17 protein-coding genes are annotated in these 16434 nt (G+C 63.8%); 6 read left to right on the forward strand and 11 right to left on the reverse strand.

Features of this window, described 5'->3' with window-relative positions; translation table 11 throughout:
• The first annotated feature begins 7 nt into the window (after positions 1 to 7).
• The 3 genes from ACKLLE_RS24515 to ACKLLE_RS24525 all read left to right on the forward strand — a co-directional run bounded on the left by ACKLLE_RS24515 (position 8) and on the right by ACKLLE_RS24525 (position 2120).
• Positions 8 to 1156 (forward strand): NAD(P)/FAD-dependent oxidoreductase, encoded by a 1149-nt coding sequence (locus ACKLLE_RS24515; RefSeq protein WP_420059316.1) that lies wholly within the window; start codon positions 8 to 10, stop codon positions 1154 to 1156.
• Positions 1157 to 1343: 187 nt separating this feature from the next.
• Positions 1344 to 1616, forward strand: a complete 273-nt coding sequence (locus ACKLLE_RS24520; RefSeq protein ID WP_064302209.1) for an HU family DNA-binding protein — start codon at positions 1344 to 1346, stop codon at positions 1614 to 1616.
• A gap of 129 nt (positions 1617 to 1745) precedes the next feature.
• A complete protein-coding gene (locus ACKLLE_RS24525) occupies positions 1746 to 2120 on the forward strand; it encodes a hypothetical protein (RefSeq protein ID WP_064302210.1) in 375 nt (124 codons plus the stop codon).
• Between the two features lie 106 nt (positions 2121 to 2226).
• Here the strand turns inward: ACKLLE_RS24525 and ACKLLE_RS24530 are convergent, their stop codons facing one another.
• From ACKLLE_RS24530 to exbB, 6 genes are all read right to left on the reverse strand, one after another.
• Positions 2227 to 3627: an aminoacyl-tRNA deacylase and HDOD domain-containing protein gene (locus tag ACKLLE_RS24530; RefSeq protein WP_064302211.1), complete on the reverse strand. Its 1401-nt coding sequence runs from the start codon at positions 3625 to 3627 to the stop codon at positions 2227 to 2229.
• Positions 3628 to 3706: 79 nt separating this feature from the next.
• On the reverse strand, positions 3707 to 5785 hold the full coding sequence (gene recG / locus ACKLLE_RS24535; protein WP_009394414.1) for an ATP-dependent DNA helicase RecG: 2079 nt from the start codon (positions 5783 to 5785) through the stop codon (positions 3707 to 3709).
• A gap of 9 nt (positions 5786 to 5794) precedes the next feature.
• On the reverse strand, positions 5795 to 6715 hold the full coding sequence (locus tag ACKLLE_RS24540) for a hydrogen peroxide-inducible genes activator (RefSeq protein WP_009394413.1): 921 nt from the start codon (positions 6713 to 6715) through the stop codon (positions 5795 to 5797).
• A gap of 134 nt (positions 6716 to 6849) precedes the next feature.
• Entirely contained in the window at positions 6850 to 7590 is a 741-nt protein-coding gene (locus ACKLLE_RS24545; protein ID WP_009394412.1) for an energy transducer TonB, read from the reverse strand.
• Complete coding sequence (exbD, locus tag ACKLLE_RS24550) at positions 7587 to 8015, reverse strand: TonB system transport protein ExbD (RefSeq protein WP_064302212.1); 429 nt, start codon at positions 8013 to 8015, stop codon at positions 7587 to 7589. The genes ACKLLE_RS24545 and exbD overlap by 4 nt, the downstream gene beginning before the upstream one ends.
• A 3-nt stretch (positions 8016 to 8018) precedes the next feature.
• Positions 8019 to 9008, reverse strand: a complete 990-nt coding sequence (gene exbB / locus ACKLLE_RS24555; RefSeq protein ID WP_420059317.1) for a tonB-system energizer ExbB — start codon at positions 9006 to 9008, stop codon at positions 8019 to 8021.
• On the opposite strand from exbB, the gene ACKLLE_RS24560 reads away from it, so the two are divergent.
• Together ACKLLE_RS24560 and ACKLLE_RS24565 are read left to right on the forward strand one after the other, a co-directional pair.
• Positions 8998 to 9177 (forward strand): hypothetical protein, encoded by a 180-nt coding sequence (locus ACKLLE_RS24560; protein ID WP_158467730.1) that lies wholly within the window; start codon positions 8998 to 9000, stop codon positions 9175 to 9177. The genes exbB and ACKLLE_RS24560 overlap by 11 nt on opposite strands.
• 28 nt (positions 9178 to 9205) lie before the next feature.
• On the forward strand, positions 9206 to 10066 hold the full coding sequence (locus ACKLLE_RS24565; RefSeq protein ID WP_420059318.1) for an SDR family oxidoreductase: 861 nt from the start codon (positions 9206 to 9208) through the stop codon (positions 10064 to 10066).
• A gap of 100 nt (positions 10067 to 10166) precedes the next feature.
• Here ACKLLE_RS24565 and ACKLLE_RS24570 read toward each other — a convergent pair whose 3' ends face one another.
• The 5 genes from ACKLLE_RS24570 to ACKLLE_RS24590 all read right to left on the reverse strand — a co-directional run bounded on the left by ACKLLE_RS24570 (position 10167) and on the right by ACKLLE_RS24590 (position 14836).
• Positions 10167 to 10904: a hypothetical protein gene (locus ACKLLE_RS24570; protein ID WP_009394408.1), complete on the reverse strand. Its 738-nt coding sequence runs from the start codon at positions 10902 to 10904 to the stop codon at positions 10167 to 10169.
• 54 nt (positions 10905 to 10958) lie between these two features.
• Positions 10959 to 11339, reverse strand: a complete 381-nt coding sequence (locus ACKLLE_RS24575) for a RidA family protein (protein WP_009394407.1) — start codon at positions 11337 to 11339, stop codon at positions 10959 to 10961.
• Between the two features lie 23 nt (positions 11340 to 11362).
• Positions 11363 to 13471 carry a bifunctional GTP diphosphokinase/guanosine-3',5'-bis pyrophosphate 3'-pyrophosphohydrolase gene (gene spoT / locus ACKLLE_RS24580; protein ID WP_009394406.1) on the reverse strand — a complete coding sequence of 703 codons (2109 nt, stop codon included), beginning with the start codon at positions 13469 to 13471 and terminating at the stop codon, positions 11363 to 11365.
• Positions 13472 to 13531: 60 nt separating this feature from the next.
• Positions 13532 to 13795 carry a DNA-directed RNA polymerase subunit omega gene (gene rpoZ, locus ACKLLE_RS24585; RefSeq protein WP_009394405.1) on the reverse strand — a complete coding sequence of 88 codons (264 nt, stop codon included), beginning with the start codon at positions 13793 to 13795 and terminating at the stop codon, positions 13532 to 13534.
• Between the two features lie 168 nt (positions 13796 to 13963).
• Entirely contained in the window at positions 13964 to 14836 is an 873-nt protein-coding gene (locus ACKLLE_RS24590; RefSeq protein ID WP_064302215.1) for a LysR family transcriptional regulator, read from the reverse strand.
• Between the two features lie 204 nt (positions 14837 to 15040).
• Between ACKLLE_RS24590 and ACKLLE_RS24595 the strand changes: the two genes are divergently transcribed.
• Positions 15041 to 16423, forward strand: coding sequence for a glutamine synthetase family protein (locus tag ACKLLE_RS24595; RefSeq protein WP_420059319.1), 1383 nt, complete (start codon positions 15041 to 15043; stop codon positions 16421 to 16423).
• Positions 16424 to 16434 lie beyond the last annotated feature (11 nt).

The raw sequence follows: 16434 nt of genomic DNA on the forward strand, positions 1-16434 counted from the left end.
TCAAGGCATGACCGATCCCGTAGTGATAATCGGCACCGGACTGGCGGGCTATAACCTCGCTCGCGAATTTCGCAAGCTCGACGGCGAAACGCCGTTGCTGCTGATCACTGCGGACGACGGTCGCTCCTATTCCAAGCCGATGCTGTCTACCGGTTTTGCCAAGCACAAGGACGCCGACGGCCTGAGCATGGCCGAGCCCGGGGCCATGGCCGAGCAACTCAAGGCCGAGATCCGCACCCACACTCGCATCAGCGGCATCGATCCCGGTCACAAGCGTGTGTGGATCGGTGAAGAGCAGGTGCACTACCGCGACCTGGTGCTGGCCTGGGGCGCGGAAACCGTGCGGGTGCCGGTGGAGGGCGACGGCGTTGACGCCGTGTTCCCGATCAATGACCTGGAGGACTATGCGCGCTTCCGTGTTGCCGCGGCAGGCAAGCGCCGGGTGCTGATTCTCGGTGCCGGATTGATTGGCTGCGAGTTCGCCAACGACATGAGCCTGGGCGGCTTCGAGGTGGACGTCGTGGCGCCGTGCGAGCAGGTCATGCCGACCTTGCTGCACCCGGCCGCTGCCTCGGCGGTCCAGGCCGGCCTGGAAGGGCTGGGAGTGCGGTTCCACCTGGGGCCGGTGCTGACCCGCTTGCAACGGGCAGGCGAGGGCCTGGAGGCGCACCTGTCGGACGGTTCGGTGATTGCCTGCGATCTGGTGGTATCGGCTGTCGGTTTGCGACCACGTACCGACCTCGCTGCAGCGGCCGGCTTGCGCATCAACCGCGGGGTGGTGGTAGATCGGCAGCTGCGCACTTCCCACGCCAATATCTTCGCTTTAGGTGACTGTGCCGAGGTCGAGGGGCTCAATCTGCTCTACGTGATGCCGCTGATGAGCTGCGCGCGTGCATTGGCACAGACGCTGGCCGGGCATCCCGCCACGGTTGCCTATGGACCTATGCCGATCACGGTGAAGACGCCGGTTTGTCCCCTGGTGGTATCGCCGCCAGCGTTCGGCAACGAGGGCACATGGACCGTGGAAGGTCAGGGCAGCGACCTGAAGGTGCTCTGCCACGATGCCCGGGGCCAGTTACTCGGTTATGCCCTTACCGGTGCGGCGGTCATGGAGAAATTGGCCCTGAATCGCCAGCTTCCGCCCCTGCTGGCGTAAATACCAGTCGTTCTGTCGGTTTTACCATTCCATTGCCCGTTCAATGGCCGCCTCGAGACTGGCGCGGTCCTTGGCGGCGTGCCATCCTCACTTCCGTCTGCCGCAGGCTAGAGCCTGCGGTGCCTTGGGCGCTGCCTTCGAGGGCAGCACGGCATAACAACAAAAATTCCGTCAAAGAGGCTTCACCATGCGCAAAAACGAAATCGTCGCAGCCATCTCCGAAAAGGCCGACCTCACCAAGGCCAAGGCCAGCGTGGTATTGGACGCGGTCCTGGAGCAGATCACAAAGGCGTTGAGCGAGAAGGACACCGTGACCCTGGTCGGCTTCGGCACCTTCGAACAGCGCCACCGCGGCGCCCGCACCGGCAAGAACCCGCAAACCGGCGAGCCGGTGAAAATCAAGGCCAGCAATACCGTGGCGTTCAAACCAGGCAAGGCCCTGAAGGAAAGCGTCAACTGATGGCGTGATTCGTCGAATGCAGTCAAACGGGCATCCTGGGGATGCCCGTTTTGTTTGCGGGATCAGTAGCTTTCGTTCATTAAAAGGATAAACTGCGCCCGGCAGTCATTTTTTCACCGAGGCGCATTCATGAAGTTCCGCTTTCTTCTTTGGGCCATGGGGCTGTTGATGGCCCGGGCCAGTCGCAACAACCCGGCGTTCCAGCAGCAACTCAAGGACAAGGAGCTGGTGTTCCAGTTGCAGACGCTGGACGGCAAGGTTGCTCGTCATTTCATCGTGAAGGACAGCCGTATCCGCAGCAGTGGCGGAACTCACCCGGAGCCGGCCTTCGCCATTGCGTTCAAGGACGCGGCCTTCGGTTTTGAAACCCTGCAGGCGAAGAACAAGCAATTGGCGTTCATGCAGGGGATTCAGGACAAGAGCATCCAGATCAAGGGTAATCCGGCGCTGGTGATCTGGTTCCAGGGGTTGATGAAGTACCTGAAACCTAAGAAGAAAAGCTGAAGTTGATCGCGGACCCTGTGGGAGCGGGTTTACCCGCGATTGCTAAGGTGGATTCACTGCCGCAATCGCGGGTAAACCCGCTCCCACAGGGTCCGTGGCGGTCTTTCTAGTGCTGGCTGAACTGCGAGGCCAGTTCGCGCAACATCACTTCCGCTTCCAGCACCTTGTTCACCACATCCTCGGCCTTCTCGCGGCTGATGTTCAGGCGATCGAGCAGTTCATCCGGAATCGCCTCATCCGGCCCCGAGCCAATGCCCCGTCCGCGCAACAGACGCACCGACAGGCATACCAGGTTGGCGAACGGCGAATGGTCACCGGCATAGTGCGGGTCGTTCTGGAAGCGCAGGGCCGTGGCCAGCTCGTCCGGCATGTCCCAGAAGCGCATCAGCCAGGCGCCGATCTGCTCGCGGCTGATGCCTAGCAGGTGTTGTTCGACATAGCTGTGGCAGACGTGCGGGTTGACCTCCAGGTGCCTGCAGATCAACGAGAAATGCGGCGGGAAGACGTGTGCCAGCAGCAGGTAGCCGAAATTGTGCAGCAGGCCCGCCAGGTAGGTCAGGCCGGCCTCGGGACGCTCGGCCCGGGGCATGGCGCGGGTCAGGCCTTCGATCACCGCGGCGGTGTAGATCGATTGCTGCCAGTACGGCGTGGTGTGTTGCGGGTGGTCCTTCGGCAGGCTGAGGGTCTTGCCCAGGGCCAGGCCGAGCGCCAGGTTGATCACCAGGTCGAAGCCAAGCACGCGGACGATCGCGTCTTCCACCGAACGGATCTTGCCCGGCGACGCATAGTAAGGCGATGCCGCCCAACTGACGACCTGCGCCGCCAGGGCCGGGTCGGTCTCTACCACGCCGGTGATGTCGTCGATGGTCGCGTTGGGGTCGACCCGCAGCTTGATGATTTTCTGCGCGGTTTCGGCCAGTGGCGGGATCTCGATGGTCGACTCCAGGCGCTGCTGGATACGCCGCGCAGTGAAGGCCTGGACCGCCTGGGTGATCTCGTCGCGGTCGTCCAGGGGGCGGTCGAGGTTCGGATGGATCTTGCTCAGCAGCTCGCCGAACTGGCCGGCGCTGGCCTTGTTGAGCATCTTGCGGAAGTCGTCGCGCTCGATCTCCAGCAGCAGCCCGGGTTCACCCGACTGCACCAGCAGGGCGTCCGGCTTGAGCAGGCTTTCCTCGTACAGGCAGGGCGAACTGGTAAGGGCCGGGATACCGGGAAGGATTTTCAGCCCGTGCTTGTCCAGCATGCCCTGCAGGCGCTCCAGCGGCACGGCGGCGAGCTTGCGGCCGGTCAGCTCGGTGAGACGGCTCAGGTCGAGCAACTGGCTCTGCGGGAACAGCACCATCAGCGCGCCGACCGTGTCGTCGAGAAGAACGGCCTGAACGCGGGTTTCGGGCGGCAGCTGCGGGTGATCGGCCACTTCGCGGTAGGCGACACCCAGCTTGTCGAGCAGCAGCCGGATAACAGACGGAACCTGTGGGGTTGCGGTTTCGAGGGCAACTTCAATCATGGTCTGTATCCAAATTCTTCACAGTGGCGAGATTATAACCAGCTTGGCCGGCCGGCTGGATCCAATTCCGTCGAGCGCATCACACCTGGCCGTATTGTTGGCCATGACGCAGCCAGCGTTCCAGCAGCGGGCTGACGTGATCGGGCCAGCGCGCCAGCAGCGCCTGGGCTGCGTCGCGTACGGCGGGCAGCAGGTCGGCATCGCGCATCAGGTCGGCGACCTTGAATTGCAGCAGGCCGGTCTGGCGGGTGCCGAGCATTTCTCCGGGGCCGCGCAGTTCCAGGTCCTTCTCGGCAATGACGAAACCATCATTGGTTTCGCGCATGATCCCCAGGCGTTCCCGGCCGATCTGCGACAGCGGTGGATGATAGAGCAGCACGCAATGGCTCGCTGCGCTGCCGCGTCCGACCCGGCCGCGTAGCTGGTGCAGTTGGGCCAGGCCCAGGCGCTCGGGGTTTTCGATGATCATCAGGCTGGCGTTGGGAACGTCCACGCCTACCTCGATCACCGTCGTCGCCACCAGCAATTGCAGGTGGCCTTCCTTGAACTCTGCCATTACCGCAGCTTTTTCCGCTGCTTTCATCCGCCCGTGGATCAATCCTACGCGCAGCTCGCCCAGGGCACTCGACAGCTCTTCGAAGGTGGTTTCGGCGGCCTGGCAGGTCAACTCCTCGGATTCCTCGATCAAGGTGCACACCCAATAGGCCTGCCGTCCTTCGGCGCAGGCGGCGCGGACCCGCTCGACCACTTCGAAGCGCCTGCTATCGGCGACCAGCACGGTGTTCACCGGCGTCCGGCCCGGGGGCAGTTCATCGAGGATCGACGTATCGAGGTCGGCGTAGGCGCTCATGGCCAGGGTCCGCGGGATCGGGGTCGCGGTCATGATCAACTGGTGCGGGCAGAAGCGCCCGCCCACGCCCTTCTGCCGCAGGGCCAGGCGCTGTTGCACGCCGAAGCGGTGCTGCTCGTCGATGATCGCCAGGGCCAGGTTATGGAACTTCACTTCTTCCTGGAACAAGGCATGGGTGCCGACCACCATCGGCGTGCCCGTGGCGATCTGTTCGAGTGCCGCGGTGCGGGCCTTGCCCTTGAGCTTGCCGGCCAGCCAGGCGACCTCGATGCCCAGCGGCTCGAGCCAGCGCTTGAAGGTGATGAAATGCTGCTCGGCGAGGATCTCGGTGGGCGCCATCAGGGCAACCTGGTAACCCGCTTCCAGCGCCTGCAGGGCGGCAAGGGCGGCGACCACGGTCTTGCCCGCGCCAACGTCACCCTGGACCAGACGCAGCATCGGCTCCTGCTGGCTCAGGTCGTAGGCGATCTCGTTGCCGACCCGTTGCTGCGCACCGGTCGGCGGGAAACCCAGGTTGGCGAGGAATTGTTGCGGCAGCCGGCTGGCCCGTGGCAGGACCGGCGCGCGCAGCGAACGCATGCTTTCACGAAGGCGTTGTTGCGACAGCTGGTGGGTCAGCAGCTCTTCGAAGGCCAGGCGATGCTGGGCCCAATGCTGGCCTTCGGCGAGCTCATCGACATCGGCATCCGCCGGCGGCTGATGCAGGTAGCGGATGGCTTCGTCCAGCGGGCCGAGGTGATAGTCCCGGGCCAGCTCTTCCGGCAGCCAGTCCGGCAGGCTGCGCGGGCCGAGCATCGCCAGGGTCTGCTGGCTCAACTGGCGCAGGCGCTGCTGGGTCAGGCCTTCGGTGGTCGGGTAGATCGGCGTCAGGGTCTGGTCCACCGGGGGCGGCGGCTCGTTGCCGTTGAGGGTGCGGTATTCCGGATGGTAGATCTCCAGGCCGGAGGCTCCGGGACGCGCCTCGCCATAGCAGCGCACGTGGGTACCGCGCTTGAGCGCGTCCTTCTGCGCCATGCTGAAGTGATAGAAGCGCAGGCTGAGCACGCCGCTGCCATCACCCAGCCGCACCACCAGGCTGCGGCGCTTGCCCATGACCACGTCGGCACCGCTGACGACACCTTCGATCACTGCATCCTGGCCCGGACGCAAGGCGCCGATCGGCACCACGCGGGTACGGTCCTGGTAGCGCAGGGGCAGGTGGAACAAGACGTCCTGGAGGGTTTCGAGGCCGACCTTGGCCAGTTTCTCGGCCAGGGCTTCACCAACACCTTTCAGTGCCGTGACCGACACATGGGACAACTCGGTCATGGCGCCGGCCTACCCGTTCGCTGGCGGCTTGGCCACGGAGCAGAGGCGAATCGAGTCGGCGAGGATCTCGATCGCCTTGGGCCGCGGGAAGCTGGCGCGCCAGGCGATGGCCACGGTACGGAACGGTGCGGGTGGGCTCAACGGGCGCACTTCGATCACGCCCGGGGCGTAATGATGGCTGTGCACGGCCGAGAGCGGCAGGATCGACACGCCCAGGCCAGAGGCGACCATATGACGGATGGTCTCCAGCGAGCTGGATTCCACCGTGGTGTGCTTGGCACCTTCGCTGCCCTTGCCCAGGGTCGGGCAGGCTTCCAGCACCTGGTCGCGGAAACAGTGGCCTTCGCCGAGCAGCAGCAGGCTCTTGTCGTTGAGCAGGCTGGCGTCGATGGTTTCCTGGCGGGTCCAGGGGTGGCCGCTGGGCATCAGCACGTAGAACGGCTCGTCATAGAGCGGCAGGGTCAGCACGTCCGCTTCGTTGAACGGCAGGGCGATGATCACTGCATCCAGTTCGCCGTTGCGCAGTTTGTCGCGCAAGACGTGGGTGAAGTTTTCCTCGATGTACAACGGCATCTGCGGAGCGACCCGGTGCAGTTGTGGAATCAGGTGCGGGAACAGGTAGGGCCCGACCGTATAGATCGCCCCGACCTTGAGTGGCGCAGTCAGCTGGTTCTTGCCGGCCTGGGCCAGCTCGCGGATGCCCTGGGCCTGTTCCAGGACCTTCTGCGCCTGGGCCACGATGCTCTCGCCGACCGGGGTCAGGCGCACCGCGCTCTTGCTGCGCTCGAAGATCAGCACGCCGAGTTCGTCCTCCAGCTTTTTCACGCCCACCGACAGCGTCGGCTGGCTGACGTGGCAGCGCTCGGCGGCGTGGCCGAAGTGCTGTTCCTGGGCAAGAGTGACGATGTAGCGCAATTCTGTAAGGGTCATAACGTGCGTCCATGAAGTAGCGGCCCCAGCATAGCGGCTGCAACCGATAGACGCACGTTATCAGACTTGCTTGCGTGCGACAGAAATGATGATTGGCGAGAAGTGATGGGGCCGCAAAGCGGCCCCAATCCGATCTAGCGCCGGCCCTTCTCGAGGGAGAAGACGAACGGTGCCTTCAGGTCGATGACGCCGTTGGTCAGGATGTCCTTCGGCGGCGGGGGAAGCGGCTGTGCCCTGCGGATCATCTCCAGGGTCGCACGGTCCAGCGAGGCGCTGCCGGACTTGCCCACCAGTTCGTAGGACACCACGCGGCCCTCGGAATCGACCACGAAGCGCAGTTGGGTAATGCCCGTCTGGCCTCGGCGGCGTGCATCTTCCGGATAGCGCTTGTACTTCGCCAGATGGTTCAGCAGGTCGCTCTGCCAGGTCGCCTTGGCCTCGCTGTTGCTCGCCACGCTAGGTGCCGCGGCTGCCGGCTTGGTAGCCGGGGCGGGGCTAGGCGGTGCGTTGGCGACTTCCTGCTCGACCGGCTTCTGCTTCGGCTCTTCCTTCTGCTCGGGCTTGGGCGGCTGGGGCTTGGCCTTCGGCTTGGCGGGCTTGGGAATGGCGATCTTTGGTTTTGGCGCCTCGACCAGCTTCGGCAGCGGCGGCTCTTCCACCGGTGCCGGTGGCTGTGGCGGTGTCACCACCTTGGGCGGCGGTGGCGGTGCCGGCTCCGGCATCGGTGGCATTGCGATCATCATGGCCGCAGGCGGCAATTCGATAGCCTCGGGCTTTGACCAGTTCAGGGTCAGCGCAATGGCAACGGCATGCACCGCCAGCACGATCAACAGGCTACCGCCGTAACGCCCCAGCTTGTACCGGGTCTCGATCATTTCTTCGCTGCCGTCTCAAGCCCGACCAGGCCGACCTTGAGGTAGCCGGCGGCGCGCAGAATGTTCATGACATCCATCAGATCGCCGTAGTCCACGCCCTTGTCGGCCTGGAAGAAGATCGTGGTTTCCTTGTCGCCCTTGGTCTTGGCATCCAGCAACGCGCCCAACTGGTCATGTTGCTGGACCAGATCGTCGCCCAGGTACAGCTTCTGGTCGGCCTTGACGCTGAGGAACACCGGCTTTTCCGGCCTCGGCGCAGGTTTCGCGGTCGAGGCGGGCAGGTCGACCTTGATGTCGACCGTCGCCAGCGGCGCTGCGACCATGAAGATGATCAGCAGCACCAGCATGACGTCGATGAACGGCGTTACGTTGATTTCGTGGTTTTCGGCGAGATCGTCGCCACCTTCATTAAGATGCAGGCCCATGGCTTACCCCACTTTCACCATGTGCGGCTGAGCGGAGCGCTCGCCTGGCTGGTGGTCCAGATCACGGCTGACCAGCAGCAGGACCTGCGCCGAAGCGTCGGACACCTGGGCCTTGTAGCCAGCGATGGAACGGGCGAAGACGTTGTAGATGACCACGGCAGGGATGGCCGCGACCAGGCCCAGGGCGGTGGCCAGCAGCGCTTCGGCGATACCCGGGGCAACCACGGCGAGGTTGGTGGTCTGGGTCTTGGCGATGCCGATGAAGCTGTTCATGATGCCCCACACGGTACCGAACAGGCCGACGAACGGTGCAGTGGAGCCGATGGTGGCGAGCACGCCGGTACCGCTGGACATATTGCGGCCGCTGGCAGCAACCAGGCGCTCGAGGCGGAAGCTGACGCGTTCCTTGATGCCTTCCTTCTCACGGGCGTTGGCCGAAAGGTGCATCTCTTCCAGGGCGTCGTGGATCAGCACATGGGCCAGGGTGCCGGGCTTGTCGGCCTTGTCGGCGGCGTCCTTGAGCGATACCGATTTCTTCAGCGCGGCGATTTCACCCCGCAGGCGGCGCTTGGCACCCAGCAGCTCGAAGCCCTTGGCGATCCAGATGGTCCAGGTGATGATCGAGGCGATGGCCAGGCCGATCATGACCGCTTTGACCACCACGTCGGCGTTCTGGTACATGCCCCACGGCGACAGGTCGTGGCCCATGCCCAGGGTGGTGTCTTCGGCCAGGGGCTCGCCGTCCGCATTCAGGGGCTCGGCCGTGCCTTCCACGGGCGCAGCAACCGGAGCGGCCGCTGGTTGTCCGGCATCAGGCGCGGCTGCTTGCGTAGCCGGAGTGGCCGGGGCAGCGGCGGCAGCAGGGGCTGGCGCGGCGGTCGTTGGCTCTTCAGCCATCGCAGCGGGTGCCAGCATCAGGCTGAACATCAGCGCTGCGATGGCGCGCAGGGCGCGCGATGTGGTTGGCGAAGCGGAAGGTTGGATGCGTGTCATGCTGGCCGGACCTGATGAAGAAGAATGGGTGGATGCTCTTCAGGGCCTCGAAACAGGCCGAGAACAGAAAAATGGGCGGCCATTATTGCAAGTAATTCTTGTTAGCAAAAGTAATAAAGTAGCTTTTTTTAACTTCATCGCTAGCCGCCTATCGATTTTGCCGGGATAGTCCAGCCTTTGATTACGGGAGTTTCAGCATGTCAGCACCTTCAGTCCTGATCGTTGGTTGTGGCGATGTCGGTGGTCGCCTGGCCAGGCAATTGCTGGCGGGCGGCTGGTCGGTGAGTGGTCTGCGGCGTACTGCCAGCGCAGTGCCGGCAGGCGTCACGGCTATCGCTGCGGATCTCGAAAGGCGCGAAATCCCCGCAGATTGGCCGACGATAGGCCCCGATTACCTGGTCTATTGCGTGGCTGCCAGCCAGCATGACGAGCCCGGCTACCGCTCGGCCTATGTCGAGGGGCTGCGTAACGTGCTGGGCTGGCTGGCAGAACGTGGCCAGAGGCCGCGTCGCCTGCTGTTCGTCTCCAGCAGCAGCGTGTTCGCCCAGAAGAATGGGGAATGGATCGACGAGACCGCGGAAACCGCGCCGCAGGAATATTCCGGCCGGGTGATGCTGGAGGCGGAGCGCCTGGCCCTGGAGAGCGGGATTCCGGCCAGCGTCGTGCGCTTGACCGGGATCTACGGTCCGGGTCGCGAATGGTTGCTGAGCCAGGTGCGGCAGGGCTATCGGGTGACGGAAGAGCCGCCGTTGTATGGCAACCGTATCCATGCCGAGGACGCCGCCGGGTTGTTGGCTTTCCTGTTGCGTGCCGATCACGACGGGCGGGCGCTGGACGACTGCTATATCGGTGTGGACGACGCGCCCGCGCCGCTGGCCGAAGTGGTGGGCTGGCTGCGTGAGTACATGGGCGTTACCGAATGGTCGGAGCAGCAGCGGGTGAGGCGTACCGGCAGCAAGCGTTGCAGTAACGCCCGGGCCCGGGCGCTGGGCTGGGCGCCGACTTATCCGAGCTACCGCGAAGGCTACGCCGCGATCCTTGAAGGGCAAAAGCTCTAAAGCACAACGCGGACCCTGTGGGAGCGGGTTTACCCGCGATGGCTATGGTGACTTCACTACTGCAATCGCGGGTGAACCCGCTCCCACAGGGTCCGCGTGTTTACTTGCGCTCCAGCAACCAGCGCCGGGCACCCGGACGCAGTTCCGGCATCTCGTCCGGTCGCGCTTCGTTGACGGCCTGGAAAATCTCCAGTTGCTTGCCATCACGCTTGAAAATCCACGGGTTGCCTTGCTGGTTGCGCTCGAGCCACATGCTGTCGTACTTGCCGGTCATGGTTGCGCAGTCGCCGGCCAGGCACAGGGCATAGCGGTCGAGGTTGGGCAGGCCGTCCAGGCTGCCGTTGTCGCGGAAGCGTACGGTACCGCCCTGGCCCGGACCCTCCAGGACACGCCAGTCGCCCTTCATGTAGGCGCCATACAGCGCCTTCTCGAAAATCGCACCCGGCGGAACATCGGCGTCGATCACATTGGTCGTGCGCTGGAAGCGTTGCTCCGGCGCCCAGTCGCTGGTGGCCTGGACCAGTTCCTTGCCGTCCAGCTCGAGGTTCTCCACCTGATCCCCGTCCAGCTGCACTTGCCAGTGATTTTCGTCTACCGCGCTCAGCCGGCCTTCGACCAGTTCGAAGCCGTTGCTATAGCTGGCCTGGCCCGCAGCGATATTGACCTTCCACTCGAAGTTCGGACCGTTGCGCTCCAGCGCATAGCGCAGGCCGGTGCCCTTGGCGGCAGCGTCGATCGCGGCCTGGTTGATCCAGATGCCGTTGTAGTCTTCGGGTTTGTGGCTGGCGCAGCCGCCCAGCAGTGCGGCAACCAGGGAAAGGGCAAGCGCGTGGCGCATGGCGGGGTCCTTCAGGAAAAGGTGCGGCGGGCCGGATCGCCCGCCGCAGGCGTGTTACTCGAGTACCAGGATAGCGTCCATCTCGACCTGCGAACCGCGTGGCAACGCCGCGACGCCGATGGCCGCGCGGGCAGGGTACGGCTGCTCGAAGTAGCGGCCCATCACTTCGTTGACCTTGGCGAAATGGCTCAGGTCGGTCAGGAAGATGTTCAGCTTGACGATGTCCTTGAAGGAGCCGCCAGCAGCCTCGGCCACGGCCTTGAGGTTCTCGAACACCTGGACGGTCTGGGCTTCGAAGCCTTCGACCAGTTCCATGGTTTTCGGATCGAGGGGAATCTGGCCCGACATGTAGACGGTGTTGCCAGCCTTGATCGCCTGGGAGTAGGTACCGATGGCGGCGGGTGCCTTGTCGCTGTTGATGACGGTCTTGGTCATGGGGACTCCTTGCAAGGGAAGGGCTACGCGCGCATGCGGGTGATGCGGATGACGCCCGTCAGCGCGCGCAGTTTCTTGATCACGCGGGCCAGGTGCACGCGGTCGTGCACGCTGACCACCAACTGGACGACGCTGATGCGGCCATCGCGTTCATCCATGCTGATTTTCTCGATGTTGCCGTCGGCGGCGTTGACGCTGCTGGCAAGCAGCGCGATCAGGCCGCGCTGGTGTTCCAGCTCGACGCGCAGTTCGACGTTGAATTCGCCGGTAACGTCCTTGGCCCAGGACAGCTGGATGCACTTTTCCGGGTTGTGGCGGATTTCGCTGATGTTCCGGCAGCTCTCCAGGTGCACCACCATGCCCTTGCCCGCCGACAGGTGCCCGACGATCGGATCGCCCGGGATCGGCGTGCAGCACTTGGCGTAGCTGAGCACCAGGCCTTCGGTACCGCGGATCGCCAGCGGCCCTTCCGGGTTGGGCAACTGCTCGCCCTCGGTGGACAGCAAGCGGCGGGCGACCACGTAGGCCATGCGGTTGCCCAGGCCGATGTCTTCCAGCAGGTCTTCGATCACTTCCAGGCGGTACTCGGCAAGCATGGCCTGGATGCGTTCCGGCGGAATCTTGTCGAGGGCGCTGTCGAAACCGTTGAGCACCTTGTTCAGCAGGCGTTCGCCGAGGTTGATCGACTCGGAGCGGCGCTGCAGCTTGAGGGCGTGACGAATATGCGTGCGCGCCTTGCCGGTGACCACGAAGTTGAGCCAGGCCGGATTGGGTCGGGCGCCCGGGGCGCTGACGATTTCCACGGTGGAGCCGCTTTGCAGCGGTTCCGACAGCGGCGCCAGGCGGCGGTTGATGCGGCAGGCGATGCAACTGTTGCCGACGTCGGTGTGTACCGCGTAGGCGAAATCGACCGCGGTGGAGCCTTTGGGCAGCTCCATGATGCGGCCCTTGGGCGTGAACACGTAGACCTCGTCGGGGAACAGGTCGATCTTCACGCTCTCGATGAATTCCAGGGAGTTGCCCGCACGTTGCTGCAGTTCCAGCACACCCTTGACCCACTGCCGGGCACGGGCATGGGTGCCCTTGGGCTTTTCCTCATCGCTGGACTTGTACAGCCAGTGGGCGGCGATGCCGTTGTTGGCCATCTCTTCCATCTCGCGGGTGCGGATCTGGATCTCGATGGGCACGCCGTGCATGCCGAACAGGGTCGTGTGCAGCGACTGGTAGCCGTTGGCCTTGGGGATCGCGATGTAGTCCTTGAAGCGCCCGGGCAGCGGCTTGTACAGGTTGTGCACGGCGCCGAGCACGCGGTAGCAGGTGTCGACCTTGTCGACGATGATGCGGAACGCGTAGACATCCATGATCTCGTTGAAGGCCCGGCGCTTGCCGCGCATCTTCTTGTAGATGCCATAGATGTGTTTCTGGCGGCCGCTGACCTCGCCTTCGATGCCATCGACGGCCAGGCAATGGCTCAGCGATTCCTCGATCTTGTTGACGATTTCCTTGCGGTTGCCGCGGGCGCGCTTGACCGCCTGGTAGATACGCGCCGAGCGCATCGGGTACATCGCCTTGAAACCCAGGTCCTCGAATTCGATACGCACGCTGTGCATGCCGAGGCGATTGGCGATGGGGGCGTAGATCTCCAGGGTTTCCTTGGCGATGCGCCGGCGTTTTTCGCCGGACAGCACTTCCAGGGTGCGCATGTTGTGCAGGCGGTCGGCCAGCTTGACCAGGATCACGCGGATATCCCGGGCCATGGCCATGGCCATCTTCTGGAAGTTTTCCGCCTGGGCCTCGGCCTTGGTCTCGAAGTTCATCTGGGTCAGCTTGCTGACGCCATCGACCAGCTCGGCGACGGTCTCGCCGAACTGCGAACTGAGGGCTTCCTTGGCGATGCCGGTGTCTTCGATCACATCGTGCAGCATGGCTGCCATCAGGCTCTGATGGTCCATGTGCATGTCGGCGAGGATGCTGGCGACGGCCAGGGGATGCGTGACGTACGCCTCGCCGCTGCGGCGGCGTTGGCCGTCATGGGCCTGTTCGGCGTAGAAATAGGCCCGGCGGACCAGGTTGACCTGCTCGGGACCCAGATAGGTCGATAGGCGATCGGCGAGGGCATCTATGCTCGGCAAGATTCGACCTCCTGCCGAGGATAAGGGACCCGCGCCGTACAACGTCGACCAGGCATGGACTTAGACGGCCTCGTTGGCCTCGTCCTCGAACGTCGGGAAGACCGGGTCTTCGGTGACGATCTCTTCTGCGGCGATGAACTCGGGGGTGACGATACCTTCGGCGATTTCACGCAGCGCTACGACGGTAGGCTTGTCGTTTTCCCAGGCCACTTTCGGCTCTTTGCCGCCGGTTGCCAGTTGACGGGCACGCTTGGTGGACAGCATGACCAGCTCGAAGCGGTTATCAACGTGTTCCAGGCAGTCTTCAACGGTTACGCGGGCCATGGTGTTCCTCGAATAGCGAATGCGGTGTTCTGCCCGGGAGTGGGCGAGTGGACTCGGCAGTTTAAAAAATAACCAGCCGTTAGGGAAGCGCTGTTTTCGGCCCCGAGCCCTGAATACGCTGACGATACCTAGATGTAAGCGTCTATTTCAATAGTCTTCGTCTATGGCTCAGATCAAGGCATTGCGCAGACGTGGCGTCAGCTCGTCGAACAGCGTCTGGACCGAGCGCAGGGCACGGCAATCCGGGCGGGTCAGCAGCCAAAGCTGGATGTCGCAGCCGGGCAGGGCATCGCTCAATTGCTCCACGCCCGGCAGGGTATGCGCCATGTAGTCGGGCAGCGCGGCAACACCGAGGCCGGCGCCGACCATCTGGGCAATGGAGGCAATTCCGCTGCAGCGGTAGCGCGGCAGTACGCCGGGGAGCTTTTCGCTGCGCCAGACCAGGGTAGGGTGGTCCTGCATGGAGTCGTCCGGGGCGATCCACGGCACGCTCGCCGGATTCTCCGTCAGACGCTGGCGAAACTCCTCACGGCCACAGATAACGTAGGACGCCGAACCCAGGCAGCGTCCTACAAGGTGCTCGGGCGGCGCATTGGTCAGGCGCAGCGCCAGGTCGGCATCCCGTCGGCTGAGGTTGGCGAAGGTGTTGGACGTCGCCAGTTCCAGGTTCAGTGCCGGGTAGGCCGGCATGAACTCGGCCAGCGCCGGCAGCAGCAGGCTGTGCAGCACGGCATCGGTGCAGGTCAGGCGCACCGTGCCACTGACTACCTGCTCGCCGTGGGCCAGGGCGACGCGCGCCGCGTCCAGGGCCTGTTCGGCGCGCTCGGCCTGTTCCGCCAGGGCCTGGGCGGTACCGGTAGGGATGTAGCCCTTGCGGCTCTTGACGAACAAGGCCGTGCCCAGCGCAGCCTCCATCCGCCGGATCGAGCGGAACACCGTGGAAACGTCGACCTTGAGCAGTTCCGCCGCTTTGGCCAGGGAGCGACCACGCACCAGGGCGAGAACCAGGGAGAGGTCGGCGTGGCTGATCTGATATTGCATCGGTGCACTCTTCGCTTGCCAAAACGCCAATGTCTGTTTGCGTGACGGCCATTCTATAGTGCGAACGTGGCCGTCGAGCAAGGTTTGTCGCGCCATTCGTTCCTCCGATGGACTACCCGAGAACAAGACCAGCCATCGCCTCCGAATACCCGCGTTACCTCCTTACATCGCTGCCCCTATAAAAATTCCAAAGGATGCCTAGCCATGACGTCGGTCTCCCCGTGCGCCATCCCCGTTGATGAAATGGGCGAATTCCTCAAGGCCCACCCCGAGGTGCAATTCGTCGATCTGCTGATCGCCGACATGAACGGGGTAGTGCGCGGCAAGCGCATCGAGCGCGCGAGCCTGGTAAAGGTGTATGAAAAGGGCATCAACCTGCCCGCATCGCTGTTCGCCCTGGACATCAACGGCTCCACCGTGGAAAGCACCGGCCTGGGCCTGGATATCGGCGACTCCGACCGCATCTGTTATCCGATTCCCGGCACCCTGAGCTTCGAGCCGTGGCAAAAACGGCCGACCGCGCAGCTGCTGATGACCATGCACGAGCTCGATGGCACGCCGTTCTTTGCCGATCCGCGGGAAGTGCTGCGTGGCGTGGTCGAGAAATTCGACGCGCTGGGGCTGACTATCTGCGCCGCGTTCGAGCTGGAGTTCTATCTGATCGACCAGGACAACCTCAACGGTCGTCCGCAACCGCCGCGTTCGCCGATATCCGGCAAGCGTCCGCAATCGACCCAGGTGTACCTCATCGACGACCTCGACGAGTACGTCGATTGCCTGCAGGACATGCTCGAGGCCGCCAAGGAACAGGGCATCCCCGCCGACGCCATCGTCAAGGAAAGTGCCCCGGCGCAGTTCGAAGTGAACCTGCACCACGTTGCCGATCCGATGAAAGCCTGCGACTACGCGTTGCTGCTCAAGCGGGTGATCAAGAACATCGCCTACGACCATGAAATGGACTCCACCTTCATGGCCAAGCCCTATCCGGGCCAGGCCGGCAACGGCCTGCACGTGCACATCTCGTTGCTGGACAAGGCCACCGGCAGGAACATCTTCGCCAGCGAGGATCCCGAGCAGAGCGAAACCCTGCGCTACGCCATCGGCGGCGTGCTGGAAACCATGCCGGCATCCATGGCCTTCCTCTGCCCGAACATCAACTCCTATCGCCGTTTCGGCGCCCAGTTCTACGTGCCCAACGCACCGAGCTGGGGCCTGGACAACCGTACCGTCGCGGTCCGCGTGCCGACTGGCAGCAGCGATGCAGTGCGTATCGAGCACCGGGTGGCCGGCGCCGACGCCAACCCTTACCTGATGATGTCGGCGATCCTCGCCGGCATTCACCATGGCCTGACCAACAAGATCGAGCCGGGTGCGCCGATCGAAGGCAATTCCTACGAGCAACTGGAACAGAGCCTGCCGAACAACCTGCGCGATGCGCTGCGCGAGCTGGACGACAGCGAGGTGCTGAACCAGTACATCAGCCCCGACTACATCGATATTTTCGTCGCCTGCAAGGAAAGCGAACTGGCGGAGTTCGAGGTGTCGATTTCCGACCTCGAATACAACTGGTACCTGCACACGGTCTGATGCCCGGAGAA

The organism is Pseudomonas bharatica, from assembly GCF_048586865.1.
Taxonomy (GTDB): Bacteria; Pseudomonadota; Gammaproteobacteria; order Pseudomonadales; family Pseudomonadaceae; genus Aquipseudomonas; species Aquipseudomonas bharatica.